Here is a 16,700-nt window from a genome sequence, read left to right as displayed (position 1 = left end):
AGCCAGCGGCAATACGCAGCGCCTGACGCTCCGGCCGATGTCTCCCTGCCCGCAAGCGGCGCGGGGAGACATCCGGCCGCAGGACGCGCCCCTCACGCGGGGATCAGCAACCCGCCGATCTGTTGCAGCAGCCCCAACCGATCCACCTGCAGCCACGCGCGGCACAGCTTCTCGCCGCGGCACTGGTAGATCGCAATGCCGGTCTGTGTGACGCGCTTGCCCGTCGGCGGCAGGCCCGCGAACGGCCCGGTATGCGTGCCCGCGAAGCGCCAGCGCACCACCACGCGATCGCCCTCGCCGATCACGTCTTCCACGTCGAACTTCACATCCGGAAACGCCGTGCGGATCTTGTTGATCGAGGTCCAGAACGCCGCCGCGCCGCGCTCGCCGTCGCCTCCAACAAAATCGACCGTCAGCAGCGCATCGAGCAATCGCTCCCTGCCCTCGTTGATGCAGGTCTCGTAGAGGCGGCGAACGTTGCGCTTGCGCGCCTCCAGCACGGCGATGTCGGCAAGGTCAGCGATGTCAGCAAGGTCGGCGGATGCAACGGTGTCGGGGGTTTCGGTCATGACGGCAGACTCCTGCGATGAAAAGGCGATGGAATGCCGGGCAGTGTCAGACCTCAACCATGCTTGAGGTCAAGCTCGATCTTCACCCACTTCCTCACAGCTCCGACTCGACCGGCAGCAGCCGCAGGAAGCCCTGCTCCACCTTGTTCCAGCCACTCATGTCCGGTTCGCCGCGATAGGTTCGCAGCACGCCGTCTTCCCGCGTGACCCAGGCCATTTCCTCGCGGCCGGTATCGGGGTTCGTCTCCAGCACGACCTGGTAGGCCACGTCCAGCAAGGCATCGTCCATGCTCTTGCCGAGCATGTCGCACAGCGCGGCGCTATCCACCACGATGCCCATCTCGGTATTGAGCCGCGCCGACCGGGGATCGAGGTTCAGCGACCCGATGAACAGAAGGTGCCGGTCCACCATATACGTCTTGGCGTGCAAGCTCGCGCGACTGCTGCCGCCCGGGCCCTTCGACTTCTTTTCCTTCGCCAGTTCGGCGTAGGCGGACGGCTTCAACTCGTAGAGCACCACCCCCGCCTTGAGCAAGGCCTCGCGCTTCGGCGCATAGCCGGCGTGCACGGCCTTCACATCGGTTGCCCCGAACGCGTTCGTCAGGATGCGTACTTGCACGCCACGCGCCTGCAGGCCCGTGAGCCACTCCATCGCCGCTTCACCCGGCACAAAGTAAGGCGAGACCAGCGTCAGGTCGTGCTGCGCGCTGTCGAGGACCTTCGCCAGCTTGGGGATCGCGTGCGTGGCGTCGTCCTCGGGGGGCTGCTGCACCTTGGCCGCGCGGTCGGTGATCACCGTCGCCTGCCCCCAGAAGGAAGGCAGGCTTTCCTGCTGGATCGCCTGCAATACGCCCGACTCCAGCACCGATCTGGCATAGGGCGTGGCTTTCAGCCTGACGACGGCGGCGTCCAGGTACTGGCGGGCATTCTGCTGCAGCGTCCTGGCCTCCTCGCCTTCCAGCGGTTTGGTCAGCGACGCCAGCGGCCAGGTGGCTTCGCTGTTCCAGTAGTCGTCGAACACGGCGGAAACCTGCGCCACCACCGGGCCGGCGGCCAGCAGGTCCAGGTCGCTGAAGTCGACATCGGCCCTGGCGCCGTAGTATTCGTCGCCCACATTGCGCCCGCCCACTACGGTCAACTGGTTATCCGCGGTCATCGACTTGTTGTGCATGCGGCGGTCCACGCGCCGGAAATCCGTGGCGAACTCGAACAGCCGCACGCGGCGGTTGGCAAACGGATTGAACAGGCGAACCTCGATATTGGGATGGGCGTTGATGGCGGCCAGCGCCTTGTCCTGCCCGGCCATGTGCAGGTCGTCGAGCAACAGCCGCACGCGCACGCCACGGTCGGCGGCGGCAAGGATGGCGGCCAGGAGCGTCAGCCCGGTGTTGTCGGCATCGAAGATGTAGTACTGGACGTCCAGGCTGCGCTGCGCGGTGTGCGCCAGCGCTAGCCGCATGGCGAAGGCGTCCGCACCAGCCGTCAGCGGATAGAACACGGACTGCCCGGGGTGCTGCGCGAGCCGTGGCGCCAGGGTGCGGCCGATGACCGTGTCGGCGGTGCCCTGGAGCGTCACGGTGGGCGGCTCGGCGGGATGCGGCGGCAGGCTGGCGCAGGCGGCGCCCAGCATGGCCACGGTGGCCACCAGTGCCCGGCCGGCCAGCCGGCGCCACGCCACATGCGATACGAACCTGGCTTCCATCACACGACTCCCGAAAGGGCCCTGGCGGGGCCTGGACAGGGTCTGGAGCGCGCCAGTAGCGGCAGCAATTGTTCCAGAACGATCAATGCAGATGTACGGATTCGACGGTTAGCGATGTTACTCCCCGCTGCTATTCTTTCGATGCTTGCAAGTTGAAAGTCTCATAACCGCACCAAATATCTTTATGCCAACGCTATTTGATCCTCTCCAACTTGGCGATTTGCAACTGCCCAATCGCATCGTCATGGCACCGTTGACGCGCCTGCGCGCCGCCGACCCCGTTTCCGTGCCGAATGCCCTGATGGCCGAGTACTACGCGCAGCGCGCGCCCGCCGGCCTGCTGATCTCGGAAGGCGTGCCCGTCTCCGAAGACGGCGTCGGCTACCAGAACGTGCCAGGCCTGTGGTCCGACGAGCAAGTGGAAGGCTGGAAGATCGTCACGAATGCCGTCCGCAAGGCCGGTGGCCGCATCGTCGCGCAGCTGTGGCACGTCGGCCGCGTCTCGGACCCCAGCCTGCTGCAGGGCCGGTTGCCGGTAGCGCCGAGCCCGATCGCGGCCGGCGGCAATGTCAGCCTGCTGCGACCGCAGCGCCCGTTCGTGGTGCCGCGTGAACTGACGCGCGAGGAAATCCAGGGTGTCGTGGCCGACTTCGGCCGTGCCGCCGCCAATGCCAGGGCCGCGGGCTTCGACGGCGTGACGATCCACGCCGCCAATGGCTACCTGCTCGACCAGTTCCTGCAGGACGGCACCAATGTGCGCAGCGATGAATACGGCGGCTCGATCGAAAACCGGGCGCGCATCCTGCTGGAAGTGACCGATGCCGTGACCGCCACGTGGGACCCCAAGCGCGTAGGCGTACATCTGGCGCCCCGTTCGCCGAGCCATTCGATGGCGGAAAGCCAGCCTGCGCAAACCTTCGGCCATGTGGCGCGCGCATTGGGCCAGCGCGGCGTGGGTTTCCTGTTCATCCGCGAATCGCGCGGCGAAGGCGCATTGCTGCCGCTGCTCAAGCGCGAATTCGGCGGCGCGATCATCGCCAATGATGGCTTTGACCAGGACGCCGCCGCCGCGGTGCTGGCCGAGGGCGATGCCGACGCGGTGGCCTTTGGCCGCGCGTATATCGCCAACCCGGACCTGGTCGAACGTCTGCGCCTGCGTGCCGAACTGAACGCGGTGGACCCGGCCACGCTGTATGACACGACTGGCCTGGGCGCGCGCGGCTACACAGACTACCCGACGCTGGCCGCCTCGTAACACCAGCCGGCCAGAAAGGAGCGTGCCACGCACTTTTCCTGACCGATGAGGTGTTTGCGGTGTTTAGCGGGGTTATTCACCGCATAAAATGCGGTGAATAACTTGTCCTCGCGGGGAATGCGGACCATAATCTCCGCATGAATCGCGGCGAATACACCTATATCTGGCAGGCTCCCGACTGGCCCGTCTGGCGGTACGACCTGAGTGCGTTGGCCTCGCCCATGGCCGAGGTCAGCCGGGCCCAAGGCATGTTGATGGGCCGGTTGGCAGACCTCGGCGTGGGGCTGCGGGATCAGGCCTGCCTTGCGGCACTGACCGACGACGTCGTCAAGACCAGCGAGATCGAGGGCGAGCATCTCAACGTCTATTCGGTTCGCTCGTCTATCGCGCGGAGGCTGGGTGTCGACATTGGCGCGCTGGCGCCCGTGGACCGTCACGTTGAAGGGGTGGTCGAGATGGTGCTCGACGCAACCTCCAACAGCCAGGCGCCAGTCATGAAAGAGCGCCTGTTCGGCTGGCATGCGGCGCTGTTCCCCACCGGCTACTCTGGCCTGTCAAGAATCAACGTCGCCCAATGGCGTGACGATTCGGCCGGTCCCATGCAGGTGGTTTCCGGCCCGATCAGCCGGCAGCGCGTCCATTTTGAGGCGCCGCCCGCCGAACGTCTGGCGGCAGAGACCGCGCGATTCATCGAGTGGGTCAACGCTGCGCCCACCGAACCGCCCCTGATCCGCGCCGGGCTTGCACATCTCTGGTTCGTTACGCTTCACCCGTTTGACGACGGCAATGGCCGTATCGCGCGTGCCATCGGCGACCTGATGCTTGCGCGGGCGGATGGCAGTTCACAACGCTTCTACAGCCTGTCAGCACAGATCCAGCGCGAGCGCAGCGCGTACTACGAAATCCTCGAACGCACCCAGAAGGATTCGATGGACGTCACGCCGTGGTTGTCGTGGTTCTTCGAAACGCTGCACCGCGCGGTAGACCAGGCGCAGGTCACGCTCGACGACGTACTCGCCAAAGCGCGTTTCTGGCACCACTGGGGAATGAAGGCGCTCAATGCCCGGCAGGCGAAGGTGCTGAACCGGATGCTGGACGGTTTCGACGGGAAGCTCACGAGCAGCAAGTGGGCGGCCATCGCCAAGTGCTCCGGTGATACGGCACTGCGGGACATCAACGACCTGGTGGAGCGCGGCGTCCTACGCAAGGCGGCCGGGGGCGGGCGAAGCACCAGCTATGAGCTGAACAATGTGCTACCCGGCGCGGACGGGGACGAAAGGGGTTGAAATTTGAAGGCGCGGCGCACTGTTGTACCTCAGTGCTGACCGCGCCGGTGGATCGGGATCACGGTGCGGCCGCCGCACTCACGCAGCAGCTCGCGTAGTTCCTTGATGACCGGGAACACCTCGTGGTTCCAGTCCTCGCCCTGGCTGTCGTGCGCGGCCTGCTCCATTTCCACGATCTCGCGGTCTTCCTTGAAGATGCGCTCGGTGAACCAGACCAGCAGCGGCCAGGCCATGTCCAGCGCGAACGGCACGCCCGGCCGGCGAATGGACAGCATGCCGAACGTGCGATTGGTGCGCTGCGCCGCGTCCAGCGGCACGTAGGCGATCCACAGGTCCATGACCAGCGTGCCGCTGCCCGAGCGGATCTGCAGCGTCTGGTAGGGATACCCCGTCCGCACGGTCATCACGTCCTTGTTGTTCTGGCCGCCGTCCTTGCTGAACACCAGCGCCTCGCCCATCGGCTGCTTGCCGCCTTCGCGCGTGAAGGTGTAGTCGACCTCGACGAAGCCCTCGCCGCGCCGGCGACCGAGCGACCGCGCGCGCATCATGCCCATCTGGCGGCGATGCAGGAACTGATGGTTCATGTCCATCAGGTTCTCGTGCATGAACGAGTAATGGCACTTCACCTCGCGGCCGAAGCGGCGGGTCTTGTAGTGCTTGTCGGCGACGGAGGCAAACGCCGGCAACGGCTTCCCGTCCGCCAGCGCGGGATCGCCGGTGAACACGAAGATCAGGCCGGCGGTCTCGCGGCACGGATAGGCGCGCACGCCATTGGGCAGGCGCTCCTTGCCCAGGTAGGGCACATCGATGCAGTGACCCGAGCAATCGTAGGTCCAGCCGTGATAGCAGCAGCGAATCGACTCGCCCTCCACCACGCCGGCATGCAGCGGCACCTGACGGTGCGCGCAACGGTCTTCCAGCGCGAAGACCGAGCCCGATTCGGTGCGGACGAGGACGATCGGGTCCCCGGCAAAGGTCACGCCGTGCGCCTTGCCGCGCTTGACTTCGCGCGACCAGGCCAGCGGGTACCAGTGATCGGGATGGATGGGGACGCGACGCAGGTCGCGAACTGACGCATCGCCCCGGGAAACGGCGGGCGTGACGGGGGGCTCGGCGGCGGGCGTGACAGCGGGTGGATCGATGGTAGTGCGGTCAAGCGCAGACTCTGCATACATGCGGGGCGTCTCCTTGCGTCCTGGGACTCGGGTCATCGGCGCCAGTCGGGCATCGAATCCGGCGAGTCTACCCGATCACAGCGTCCCGGTCTGTCCGCGTTTCTCCGACCGGGGCCGCCACACTTCAAGCATAGGCCGACGGCAGACCCGATGCCGGAATCTCGGGATACCTCGATGCCCGGCACCACCGCACGCGTATTGTCTGCCTGACCAGTCAGGCACCGAAACGCCCGGCAGCGCGGTCAGCGAGCCGGCATCAGCTGGCGCAGGTCGTCCATCGAGACGGCGCCGGTCGATCGCGTGGCGGCGGCCATCGGTGCTGGCGCCACCGGCCGGGCGGCGACAGGAGCGACGGGGGCTACAGCGGCGGACACGGCCGGCGCTGCCTGCGACCGCGCGGATGCAGGCTGCACGGCTGGCGCCATCGTCATCGCCGGCGCGGGCGTGCTGGCGGCGGGCGCGGCGCCTGTGCGGAGTTCCGGTGCGCTGGCCAGCGCGGCCTGCAACTTCTTGAGCATGTTCTCGCTGGCGCGCTGGGCGGACAGCGCGAAGTTGTGGCGGAACTCGGCGAATTCGGCGTTGCCCTCGCCCGTCACCGTCTTCTTGAGCACGACCGTGCCGTTCAGGTCGGTCACGGTGCAGGTCAGGTTGACCGTGAACTGCGTGGGCGGCCAGGTGAAGCTGCTCGTCGACGACGAATCGGTCGTGATCTCCGGGGTGATGATGTAGCCGACCTGCCCCTTCTGGATCGCCGCGGTGTCGTTGGCCGCGCGCAGCTTAGTGGCATTGGCGAACACGCTCGAGAGCGTGGTGTAGAGCGGCAACTCGAGGTCGCGGTACGGCAGGTAGCTGACCTTGTCGCCGCCGCCGCCCGGCGTCACGACTTCCCTGGTCAGCAGCGCGTCCGGTATGACAAAGCCGACGTTCTTGTCGATCTTCTGGGCCGGCGGAGTGGCGGGCGCCGATTTCTCGGTAGCGATGAGAATCGGGTGGGCGCATCCGGCCAGCACCGCAGTGCCGATCAGGACGGTGGCGAGTTTGATCCATGCTCGCATGGTGGCGTCTCCAGGTCTGGGGTTATTTCAGGGCGTCGAGGAAAGCGGCATCGGCGTACAGCAAGGCCAGCAGCGCCTGCACGGTGTAGCCATACTCGGTGGCGGCCTTCGGAATGGCGACGGCGCCGGCAAACGACGATTCCCATTCGCGGTGGACCGACTTCACCTGGTCGTAGCGCACGGCACCGGCTTTGCGGACGACGAATCGCGCCGAAATATCGCCGGTGCCCGTGCCGATGGCCGCATCCAGTTCATTGCGCAGCAGGGTGCCGGAAACCTCCACGTCCGAGGTCGGCGACAGCCTGCCCGCCATCGCCAGTTCGCGGGTGACGGCCTCGGATAGGTAGGCGGAGAACGTGCCACCCGTGCCGCCATACGGCGAGCGCAGCGTGTTGGCGCGCAGTTGGATCGGGTTCGGCGTGGCGGGGCCCGGCGTGGTGGTAAACGTCCCGACCCGGGCCGGCGCGGAGCCGCTGGTGCGCAGCGCCTGGATGTTGTCGACGGAAGGGGAATAAGCCGGCGCAACCATGCTGCAGCCGGACACGGCGAAGCCCAGCGCGGCCAGCGCCAGGGAAGTGACGATGCGACCCACGAAAGTACCCTCGTTATTGTCTTGTTGTTTTGATGGCCTGCCCGCGGCATCGATGCGCCCCGCCTGGCGGCCGTGCCAGGGGGCAGCCACCCCGCCAGCGATCGCTGATTTTGCATCAGACGGAGCCATCCGGCGCACCCACATGAGCCCTGCCCCCGTGTCTGTTGCGGCACGCGGACACCCGCCTTCGGTAGGGTGTCCGCCGCATGGCATCGACCCGATCCACGCGGGGCTTGCGCCACATCCGGGCAGGCCCCGGCACCCTGGCGCGACAACACAGGTATGCTTGGCACAAACACGTGTTGTCACCCTCCATGCCCCGCTCCTCCCCTCCGCCAGACGCCCCACGTCCGGCCGCCGCTGCCGGACAGACCTTGTCCGAAGTGGAGCGCTATCGCACGCTGGTCGAATCCATCTCCGACTACGCAATCTTCACGCTGGACCCGCAGGGCCACGTGACCAGCTGGAACACCGGCGCGGCGCGCATCAAGGGCTACGCGAGAGAGGAAATACTGGGCGAGCATTTTTCCCGGTTCTATACGGACGAAGCTCGCGCGCGCAACTGGCCCGCCATCGAACTGGAGACGGCCGCGCGGCTGGGCCGGATCGAGGACGAGGGCTGGCGCGTACGCAAGGATGGCTCGCTGTTCTGGGCCAACGTCACGATCACCGCCCTCCACGGCCCGGACGGATCGCTGATCGGCTTCGGCAAGGTCACGCGGGACATGAGCCAGCAGCGCCGCACAGCGGAGGCGCTTCGCCAGAGCGAGGAAACCTTCCGGCTGCTGGTCGAGAGCGTCAAGGACTACGCTATCTTCATGCTCGACCCGACGGGCCACGTGGTCAGCTGGAACGCCGGGGCGTCCTACATCAAGGGTTATCGCCGCGACGAAATCATCGGCCGGCACTTCTCCGTGTTCTACCCGCCGAATGACATTGCCAGCGACAAGCCCGGCCGTGAACTGGCGACGGCCCGCCAACAGGGCCGGCTGGAAGACGAAGGCTGGCGCGTGCGCAAGGATGGCTCGCTGTTCTGGGCCAACGTCACGATCACCGCCGTCTATGACGCGGCGCACCAGTTGCACGGCTTTGCCAAGGTCACGCGCGACATGACCGAACGCAAGCGGCGCGAAGAGCTGGAACAGACGGAACGACGCATGAACGAGTTCCTCGCCACGCTATCGCACGAACTGCGCAACCCGCTCGCGCCGATACGCAACGCGCTGGCCGTGATGCAGCTGCGGCCCGACGATGCCGCGTCGACGGCCAAGAGCGTGAGCCTGATCGCCCGGCAGATGGCGCACCTCACGCGCCTGGTGGACGACCTGCTCGATATCGGGCGCATCGCGTCGGGCAAGATCGATCTGCGGCCCGAGCTGACCGATGCCAGCGAGATCATCGCGCTCGGCATCGAAGCCGCGGAACCCGCGCTCGCGGCCAAGGCGCAGACGGTCAACGTGACCACCGAAATGCCCCCCATGCCGCTGGTGGCCGACAAGACCCGGATGAGCCAGGTCATGCAAAACCTGCTGCTGAACGCGTCGAAGTTCTCCCCGCCGGCCGCGTCGATCGATATCGCCACCTCTGTCGTGCAGCGGACGCTGTCGATCCAGGTCGTCGACCACGGCCGTGGCATCTCGCGCGACGCGCTCGACGACATCTTCAATTTGTTCGTGCAGGAGGACCGGCCGGGCAGCATCGGGCTCTCGCTGTGCCGGTCGCTGGTGGAATTGCATGGCGGGTCCGTGACGGCAATCAGCGAGGGCCACGGGATGGGCGCGACATTCACGGTCCGGCTTCCGTTGGCGGCGATGCCCGACGCCAACGCCGGAGACGCGTCCTCCAACACCAAACCGGCGGTGCGCCGGCGCATCCTGCTGGTCGACGACAACCGCGACGCGGCGGACAGCATGGCCATCCTGCTGGAAATGTCCGGGCACGAGGTCACGATCGCCTACGACGGCATGGAAGCCATCCATGCCGCGGCGCGCATGCCCCCGGATGTAGCGTTGATCGACCTCGCCATGCCCGGCATGGACGGATTCTCGGTCATCCGCACGCTGCGCGGCATGCCCGCGCTGGCCGCCACGCGCTACGTGGCCCTGACCGGCTTCGGTCAGCCGTCAGACCGCGCCGAGACGCACGAAGCGGGATTCCATGACCACCTGGTCAAGCCGGTGGAGCTGGCAACGCTGCTGAAGGTGATCGCCGACGCGTGAGCGCGCGCCCGGGGACGGACGCCGCCGATCCGGCCGGCGCCTGCACGTGCCGGTGAGGGCAAGGATTCGACCTTCGAGGTGTCGATCCCGCTGCCGGACCCCGCCACACCGGAATGGAATCCGGCCTTCCGCAACGCCGCGCGATCCGCCACGGCCCGAAGTGCCGTTTGGGCCGCTTCGATTCGGGGAAATACCAGCCTCCCGTCCGCCATCGCCTGCCTGATGTCGCCCGCATATCCGTCGACGGGAATCACACCAAACTGTGTGAAATGGCATCACAAAGCGCGGCGAAGCCGGCCGCAATCGCAAAAACGCCACAATTCCTCGGGGTTTTCCTTGACGGTTCCAAGACTGGGTGGGCATTATTCGGCTTCTTAAACGTTAACACGAATTATTCGCATTAACGTTACCATTTTCATCCTCGAACCAACAAGAAAATGACTTCCAGCTTGTCCACCGCTGCGCGCCGGCAACACGCGCCCTCGCGTATCCGCCCTTTTGCCGCCCTTGCCCGCATGGCCGTCCTGACCGGCTTCCCGCTGTGCGGCGCGGCCTTCGCGCAGACGGCGACCGCACCCGCGACGCCCACCGAGCAGGCCCTGCCGGCGGTCACCGTCAGTGCCGCCGTCACGCCGGACGATCAGGGACAGCAGTTGGAAAAACGCGTCAGCAGTGGCGCGCTGGGATCGCGCTCGCAGCTGGACACACCGTTCTCGACGACGATCGTCAGCGGCGAGCAGCTTGCCGACCGCGCCGTCACCAAGCTTGGCGACGTGTTCGCGCTGGATGCATCGGTATCGGACAACAGCAATGCCAACAATAGCTGGTCGGCCTACCTGACCGTGCGCGGCATGCAGCTGGACTGGCAAAACGCCTTCAGGGTCAATGGCATGCCGTATGTCGGCTATGGCATCACCCTGCCCTACGAGCAACTGGAGCAAGTGGAACTGCTCAAGGGTTCCACGGCGTTCATGTATGGCTTTGCCACGCCCGGCGGCGCCATCAACTACGTGACCAAGAAGCCGACCGAGCAGTTCACGGCCAGCCTGGAACTGGGTTATCGCAGCGCCCACGTGTGGAGCGAGCACGTCGATATCGGCGGCCGTGCCGGTCCGGACAAGATGTTCGGCTATCGCCTGAACGTGACGCATGAAGAAGGCAAGCCGTCCAACGCGGTGGGCATGAACCGCGATTCGGTATCGCTGAGCCTGGATGCCCGCATCACGCGGGACCTGACCTGGACCTTCGACGGCCTCTATACGGATCGCCGCAACTACGGGCAGACGCCGACGTTCGCCACCTACTCGCTGCCCGCCGGCCAGCAGTTGCCCGGCGTGGTCAGCGGCCGCGGCGGGCTGTACGCCGGTCCGGACCAGCACATGTTCAACAACCTGCAGTTGTACAGCACGGGCCTGCGCTACAACCTCAACCCGGACTGGACCGTCAGCACCAACTACAGCTTCAGCAAGGTGTCCCGCAGCCGGAACGAGACGTCGCTGGTCCTGACCGACAGCCTTGGCAACTACGACGACTTCCGCTACGACGGCACCCAGGCGCACCAGTTCAGCCAGTGGACGACGATGGTCGAGGGCAAGTTCCGCACCGGTCCGTTCTCGCACCAGCTGGTCGGTGGCGTGAGCTGGCAGCAGCAGATCGACCGCTACAGCATCGGCACGGACAAGTACTTCCAGCTGGGCACCGGCAACCTGGCACTGCCGTACACGGGCGTCTACTACTCGCAGGGCGGCATGAGCGAATACCGTGCGAGCGACATCTCGCAGAAGGCGGTATTCCTGTCCGATACCGTGCAGCTCACCGAGAAGTGGTCGGTGCTGGGCGGCCTGCGCTACACCAACTTCGAGCAGAACAACTACGACCGCAGCGGCACCACGACCAGCACGTACAGCAAGAACGGCGTGCTGTCGCCGACCATCGCGGTCATGTTCAAGCCGATGCCGTCCACCACGCTCTACGCGAGCTACGTGGAATCGCTGGAACCTGGCCAGCAGGTCACCAATCCGGCCTACTCCAACTTTGGCCAGCAACTGAACCCGATCCGCAGCAAGCAGTATGAGATCGGCGCCAAGACCGACCAGGGCAAGTGGACCGGCACGGCCGCGCTGTTCCGCGTGGAGCGCGGCGCGCAGTACGCGTCCAACGGCTTCTTTGCGCAGGACGGCCTGGAGATCTACCAGGGTATCGAACTGGACAGCTACGCACGCCTGGGTCAGTTCGACCTGACCGGCAGTGCCATGTACCTCGACAGCTGGTATGCGCGCGGCGCCGCCAACAACGGCAACCGCGTGGCCGGCGCGCCGAACTTCGTGCTGGCCGGTAGCCTGGGCTACCGCATCCCGTTCGTGCCGGGCCTGCGCGTGGGCGTCGATGGCAAGTACACCAGCACCACCAAGCTGCGTCCGGCCGGCGACGTGACGCTGGGCGGCTACACGGTCTTCAACCTGGGTGCCACCTACAACACCCGTGTGGGCGGCAAGGACCTGACGCTGCGTGCCGCGTTGACCAACCTGACCAACAAGCGTTACTGGGGCTTCCAGTACGCCGACTACGTGCAGCCGGCCGATCCTCGCGCAATCAGCCTCAGCGCAAAGATCTCGTACTGATCCGGCGCACCACGAGACGCCCCGCCCGCCCGGCGGGGCGTTTTGCTTTTGGGGCCGGGGGACCCCAGCACCTCCATCGCCGTTCGTCTTTCCGCCGCCCATCCGCCGCGTATACAATCCCGGTCTTTATCCGTCCTTTATTCCCGAGCCGCCCCGCCATGACCACCCTTGGAACGCCCCTCTCCCCCTCCGCCACCAAAGTCATGCTGCTGGGCTCCGGCGAGCTCGGCAAGGAAGTGCTGATCGCGTTGCAGCGCCTGGGCGTGGAGACCATCGCGGTAGACCGCTACGAGAATGCACCGGGCCAGCAGGTGGCCCACCATGCCCGCACCATCACGATGAGCGATGGCGACCAACTGAAGGTGCTGATCGAGGCCGAGCGCCCCGACCTGGTCGTGCCCGAGATCGAGGCCATCGCCACACCCACCCTGGAAGCGCTGGAAGCTGCCGGCGTAGTCCGCGTGATCCCGACCGCCCGTGCGGCGCGCCTGACCATGGACCGCGAGGGCATCCGCCGCCTGGCCGCCGAGACGCTCGGCCTGCCCACCAGCCCGTACAAGTTCTGCGACTCGCTGGAAGAGCTGCAGGCCGCCATCGACGGCGGCATCGGCTATCCGTGCGTGGTGAAGCCAGTGATGAGCAGCTCGGGCAAGGGCCAGAGCAAGATCGACGGCCCGGAAGGTGTGAAGGCCGCCTGGGACTATGCAATGGCTGGTGGCCGCGTGAGCCACGGCCGCGTGATCGTGGAAGGTTTCATTGATTTCGACTACGAGATCACGCTGCTGACGGTGCGCGCCGTGGGCGACAAGGGCCAGGTGGAAACGCATTTCTGCGAGCCGATCGGCCACGTGCAGGTCAGCGGCGACTACGTGGAAAGCTGGCAGCCCCACCCGATGCACCCGAAGGCGCTGGAGACGGCGCAGCATATCGCCCGCGCGGTGACGGCGGACCTGGGCGGTCAGGGCCTGTTTGGCGTAGAGTTGTTCGTCAAGGGCGAACAGGTCTGGTTCAGCGAAGTCAGCCCGCGTCCGCACGACACCGGCATGGTGACGATGATCACGCAGTGGCAAAACGAATTCGAGCTGCATGCCCGCGCCATCCTGGGTCTGCCGGTCAGCACGGCGCTGAAGAGCCCCGGCGCGAGCGCCGTGATCTATGGCGGCGTGGATGCCGAGGGCATCGTGTTCGACGGCGTGGATGAAGCGCTGCGCGTGCCGCAGACCGAACTGCGCCTGTTCGGCAAGCCCGAGTCCTTCGTCAAACGCCGCATGGGCGTGGCGCTGGCCTACGCCGAAAACGTGGACACGGCCCGCGAGCGCGCCAAGGACGCCGCCGGTCGGGTCAAGCCGCGCAAGGCCTGAGAGGCCGAGCCGGCGGTAGCCGTGTGGCCGCCGGCAGTCGACATCCCGGGCCGCTATGCGGCCCGGTTTTCATTGCCGGGCGCGCGCTCCATGCCGGCGTCGGCCGCCGCCACCGCCATCGCGGCGTGCTGGCCACCCAGCACCGGATTCGCCCGCAAACCGCTCAGGTCCGCCCCCGACGGCGACTGGTAGAGCCTCAGCCCAAGCTCTGGCAGGATCGCCAGCAGGTGGTCGAAGATATCGCCCTGGATCCGCTCGTAGTCCGTCCACCCGGTCAGCGTGGTGAAGCAATAGACCTCGATGGGAATGCCCTGCGAATCCGGCTCCATCATGCGCAGGTTCAGCAACAAGTCGTGGTGGATCTCAAGATGTGCGCGCAGGTACGCGATGCCGTACGCGCGGAACGTTCCCACGTTGGTCAGGCGCCGGCGGTTGACGCGGTCGTTCTCCGATTCCGCCAAGCTGCGGTTGGCCTGCTCCACCTGCGCCTGCTTGATCTCCAGGTAGTCATGCAGCAGCCGGAAACGCATCAGTGCGTGGATCTCGTCGTCCTCCAGGAACCGTACGCTGGTGGCGTCGATCCGCAGCGTCCGCTTGATGCGCCGCGCGCCCGACTCGAACATGTGCCGGTAGTTGCGGTAGCTCTCCGAGAAGAGCTTGTAGGTCGGCACCGTGGTTACGGTGTTGTCCCAGTTCTTGACCTTGACCGTGTGCAGCGCGATGTCCACCACATAGCCGTCGGCGTTGGACTGCGGCATCTCGATCCAGTCGCCGATACGTAACATGTCGTTGGAGGTCAGCTGCGTGCTGGCCACCAGCGACAGCAGCGTGTCCTTGAACACGAGCAGCACCACCGCGGACAGCGCACCGATGCCGGAGAGCATCCACAGCGGCGAGCGGTCGATCAGGATCGACAGCACCAGCACGCCGCAGATCAGCCAGAGCGCCAGTTGCGCCACCTGGACATACCCCTTGATCGACCGCGTCTGCGCGCGCCGGCTGCCGGAAAACACCGTCTGCCACGCGCCCAGCAACCCGGACAGCATCAGGAAGACGCTGATCCACGTACCCGAATGCGCCAGCCGCTCGATCCCCTGCGAAAAGTGCCCGAGGTTGGGCACTTCGCTGATGCCCAGCGTGATCACGGCCAGGAAGATCGCGTAGCCCAGCCGGCGGTAAATCCGGTGGCGCATCAGCGCGGCAGCCCAGGTCCGGTTGCCTGACAGGCTCAGCACCCGATACACGATCCGGCCGACCACGCGCGCGACCAGCCATTGCGCGATGGCCGCGATGACCACCAGCGCCAGCACGTAGAGCGAAATCTGCGCCCACGGATGGGCAGGAATGCGTTGCTGGAACAGATCCAGCAGATCATCGAAATTCATCGGTCAGGCGTTTCCTCAGCGGACAGACGCCAAGTGTACTAGCCGCCCGCCATGATTTCCCCCCCCCGCGCCCCGACGATCCGCGCACTTTCAGATACGTCTCATGCAGGCAGCAGCTTCAGGCCGCCGATCCCGGCAAAGATCAGCGCAATGAGCATCAGCCGCAGCGGCGACGCGGACTCGCCCAGAAAGACGATGCCCGCCATCGTCACGCCGATCGCCCCGATGCCCGTCCAGACCGCGTAGGCGGTACCCACCGGCAGGTGCCGCAGCGCGCTGCTCAACAGAAAGATGCTGGCCAGCGCCGCGCCGATGCCCAGTGCGGTCGGCCCGGGCCGCGTCCAGCCGTCGGTGTATTTGAGAGCCAGGGCCATCACGATTTCGATCAGACCGGCGATGATCAGCAGTGTCCATGCCATATGCAGTTCCTTGCGAGTGGGACGGCGTCGCGTTTGCGCGCGCCTTGCCGACAATGTAGGCTCCGCACATTGGCATATCCATTCACCGTTTCTGCGGAAAGGCAATGCAAAAATGCATGAACCTGACTGGGACGACCTGAAGGTATTTCTTGCCGTCAGCCGTGGCGGATCGCTGGCGGCGGCCGCGCGGGCGCTGCAGGTCAATCACTCCACGGTGCTGCGGCGGCTGAACAAGCTCGAGGATGACCTCGGCACGCGGCTGTTTGCGCGCGACCTTGCCGGCTACGCGATGACGCCGGCCGGCGAGTTGCTGGCCGGGCAGCTCCATGGCGTCGGCGAACTGATCGAAGCCGCGCAGCGCCAGCTGGCGGGACGCGACGCGGAACTGAGCGGCCCGCTGCGCGTGACCACGACGGACACCCTCGCCTATGGCCTGCTGATGCCGGTGCTGGCGAATTTCCGCCTGCGCCACCCGCGCATCGAGCTTCAGGTGGTTATCAACAACTCGTTCCTGAGCCTGACCCGGCGCGAGGCCGACGTGGCCATCCGCCCCGCTGCCGAGCCGCCGGAGCACCTGGTGGGCCGGCGCGCGGGCCGGCTGCAGACCGCGCCCTATGCCGCGCGTGCGTACCTCGACCGGCTGGATGCCCCGCCGGAGGCTCACTGGCCTGGCCATGCCTGGGTGGTTCCCGACGAAAGCCTGTCGCACCTCGCGCAGGCGCGCTGGGCCGTCGCCAATGTGCCGGCGGACCGCTGTGCGGTGCGCGCCGACAGCCTGGTCGCAATGGCGCAGGCGGTTCGCTACGGGATGGGGGCCGGCATGCTGCTTTGCATGCTGGGCGATGCGGACGATTCGCTGGTCCGGCTGGCGGAACCCGATCCGGCGCTCGACACGCCGGTCTGGCTGCTGACGCACCCGGACCTGCGCCACAGCGGGCGGGTCCGGGCCTTCAACGATTTTGTGATGGAGGCGCTGCGGCAGTCGCCCTGGGTGCTTGCCGACTGACCGTGCCAACTCAGCAGGCCAACTGGGGCGGACCGACTGACTGCGGCGACCGACC

Annotated in this window: 13 protein-coding genes; 6 read left to right on the top strand and 7 right to left on the bottom strand. The window is 66.4% G+C overall.

Features of this window, described 5'->3' with window-relative positions; genetic code table 11:
- Nucleotides 1-92: 92 nt before the first annotated feature.
- Together AC1DOX_RS07620 and AC1DOX_RS07615 are read right to left on the bottom strand one after the other, a co-directional pair.
- Entirely contained in the window at nt 93-569 is a 477-nt protein-coding gene (locus tag AC1DOX_RS07620; protein WP_441614323.1) for an ester cyclase, read from the bottom strand.
- A 94-nt stretch (nt 570-663) separates the two neighbouring features.
- Nucleotides 664-2,271: a phospholipase D family protein gene (locus AC1DOX_RS07615; RefSeq protein WP_441614325.1), complete on the bottom strand. Its 1,608-nt coding sequence runs from the start codon at nt 2,269-2,271 to the stop codon at nt 664-666.
- Nucleotides 2,272-2,455: 184 nt separating this feature from the next.
- On the opposite strand from AC1DOX_RS07615, the gene AC1DOX_RS07610 reads away from it, so the two are divergent.
- Both AC1DOX_RS07610 and AC1DOX_RS07605 read left to right on the top strand, forming a co-directional pair.
- Nucleotides 2,456-3,526: an alkene reductase gene (locus AC1DOX_RS07610; protein WP_441614327.1), complete on the top strand. Its 1,071-nt coding sequence runs from the start codon at nt 2,456-2,458 to the stop codon at nt 3,524-3,526.
- 137 nt (nt 3,527-3,663) lie between these two features.
- A complete protein-coding gene (locus AC1DOX_RS07605) occupies nt 3,664-4,812 on the top strand; it encodes a Fic family protein (RefSeq protein WP_441614329.1) in 1,149 nt (382 codons plus the stop codon).
- Between the two features lie 29 nt (nt 4,813-4,841).
- Here AC1DOX_RS07605 and AC1DOX_RS07600 read toward each other — a convergent pair whose 3' ends face one another.
- The 3 genes from AC1DOX_RS07600 to AC1DOX_RS07590 form a co-directional block, all read right to left on the bottom strand.
- Entirely contained in the window at nt 4,842-5,987 is a 1,146-nt protein-coding gene (locus AC1DOX_RS07600; RefSeq protein ID WP_441614331.1) for a Rieske 2Fe-2S domain-containing protein, read from the bottom strand.
- Nucleotides 5,988-6,229: 242 nt separating this feature from the next.
- Nucleotides 6,230-7,042 carry a hypothetical protein gene (locus tag AC1DOX_RS07595; protein WP_441614333.1) on the bottom strand — a complete coding sequence of 271 codons (813 nt, stop codon included), beginning with the start codon at nt 7,040-7,042 and terminating at the stop codon, nt 6,230-6,232.
- 22 nt (nt 7,043-7,064) lie between these two features.
- A complete protein-coding gene (locus AC1DOX_RS07590) occupies nt 7,065-7,634 on the bottom strand; it encodes a hypothetical protein (protein ID WP_441614335.1) in 570 nt (189 codons plus the stop codon).
- Between the two features lie 314 nt (nt 7,635-7,948).
- Here AC1DOX_RS07590 and AC1DOX_RS07585 point away from each other — a divergent pair, with 314 nt between their 5' ends.
- From AC1DOX_RS07585 to purT, 3 genes are all read left to right on the top strand, one after another.
- Complete coding sequence (locus tag AC1DOX_RS07585) at nt 7,949-9,853, top strand: PAS domain-containing hybrid sensor histidine kinase/response regulator (RefSeq protein WP_441614337.1); 1,905 nt, start codon at nt 7,949-7,951, stop codon at nt 9,851-9,853.
- Nucleotides 9,854-10,290: 437 nt separating this feature from the next.
- Entirely contained in the window at nt 10,291-12,474 is a 2,184-nt protein-coding gene (locus AC1DOX_RS07580; RefSeq protein ID WP_441614339.1) for a TonB-dependent siderophore receptor, read from the top strand.
- Between the two features lie 158 nt (nt 12,475-12,632).
- Complete coding sequence (gene purT / locus AC1DOX_RS07575; protein WP_441614341.1) at nt 12,633-13,835, top strand: formate-dependent phosphoribosylglycinamide formyltransferase; 1,203 nt, start codon at nt 12,633-12,635, stop codon at nt 13,833-13,835.
- Nucleotides 13,836-13,888: 53 nt separating this feature from the next.
- On the opposite strand, the gene AC1DOX_RS07570 is transcribed toward purT, so the two are convergent.
- Nucleotides 13,889-15,220: a mechanosensitive ion channel family protein gene (locus AC1DOX_RS07570; protein ID WP_441614343.1), complete on the bottom strand. Its 1,332-nt coding sequence runs from the start codon at nt 15,218-15,220 to the stop codon at nt 13,889-13,891.
- 101 nt (nt 15,221-15,321) lie between these two features.
- Nucleotides 15,322-15,639 (bottom strand): DMT family transporter, encoded by a 318-nt coding sequence (locus AC1DOX_RS07565; protein WP_441614345.1) that lies wholly within the window; start codon nt 15,637-15,639, stop codon nt 15,322-15,324.
- Nucleotides 15,640-15,751: 112 nt separating this feature from the next.
- Here AC1DOX_RS07565 and AC1DOX_RS07560 point away from each other — a divergent pair, with 112 nt between their 5' ends.
- On the top strand, nt 15,752-16,645 hold the full coding sequence (locus AC1DOX_RS07560; RefSeq protein ID WP_441614347.1) for a LysR family transcriptional regulator: 894 nt from the start codon (nt 15,752-15,754) through the stop codon (nt 16,643-16,645).
- Nucleotides 16,646-16,700 lie beyond the last annotated feature (55 nt).

This window comes from Cupriavidus sp. 01L415, from assembly GCF_056400065.1.
The sequence above is the reverse complement of the archived record's forward strand: the minus strand, read 5'-3'. Positions and strand labels throughout refer to the sequence as shown.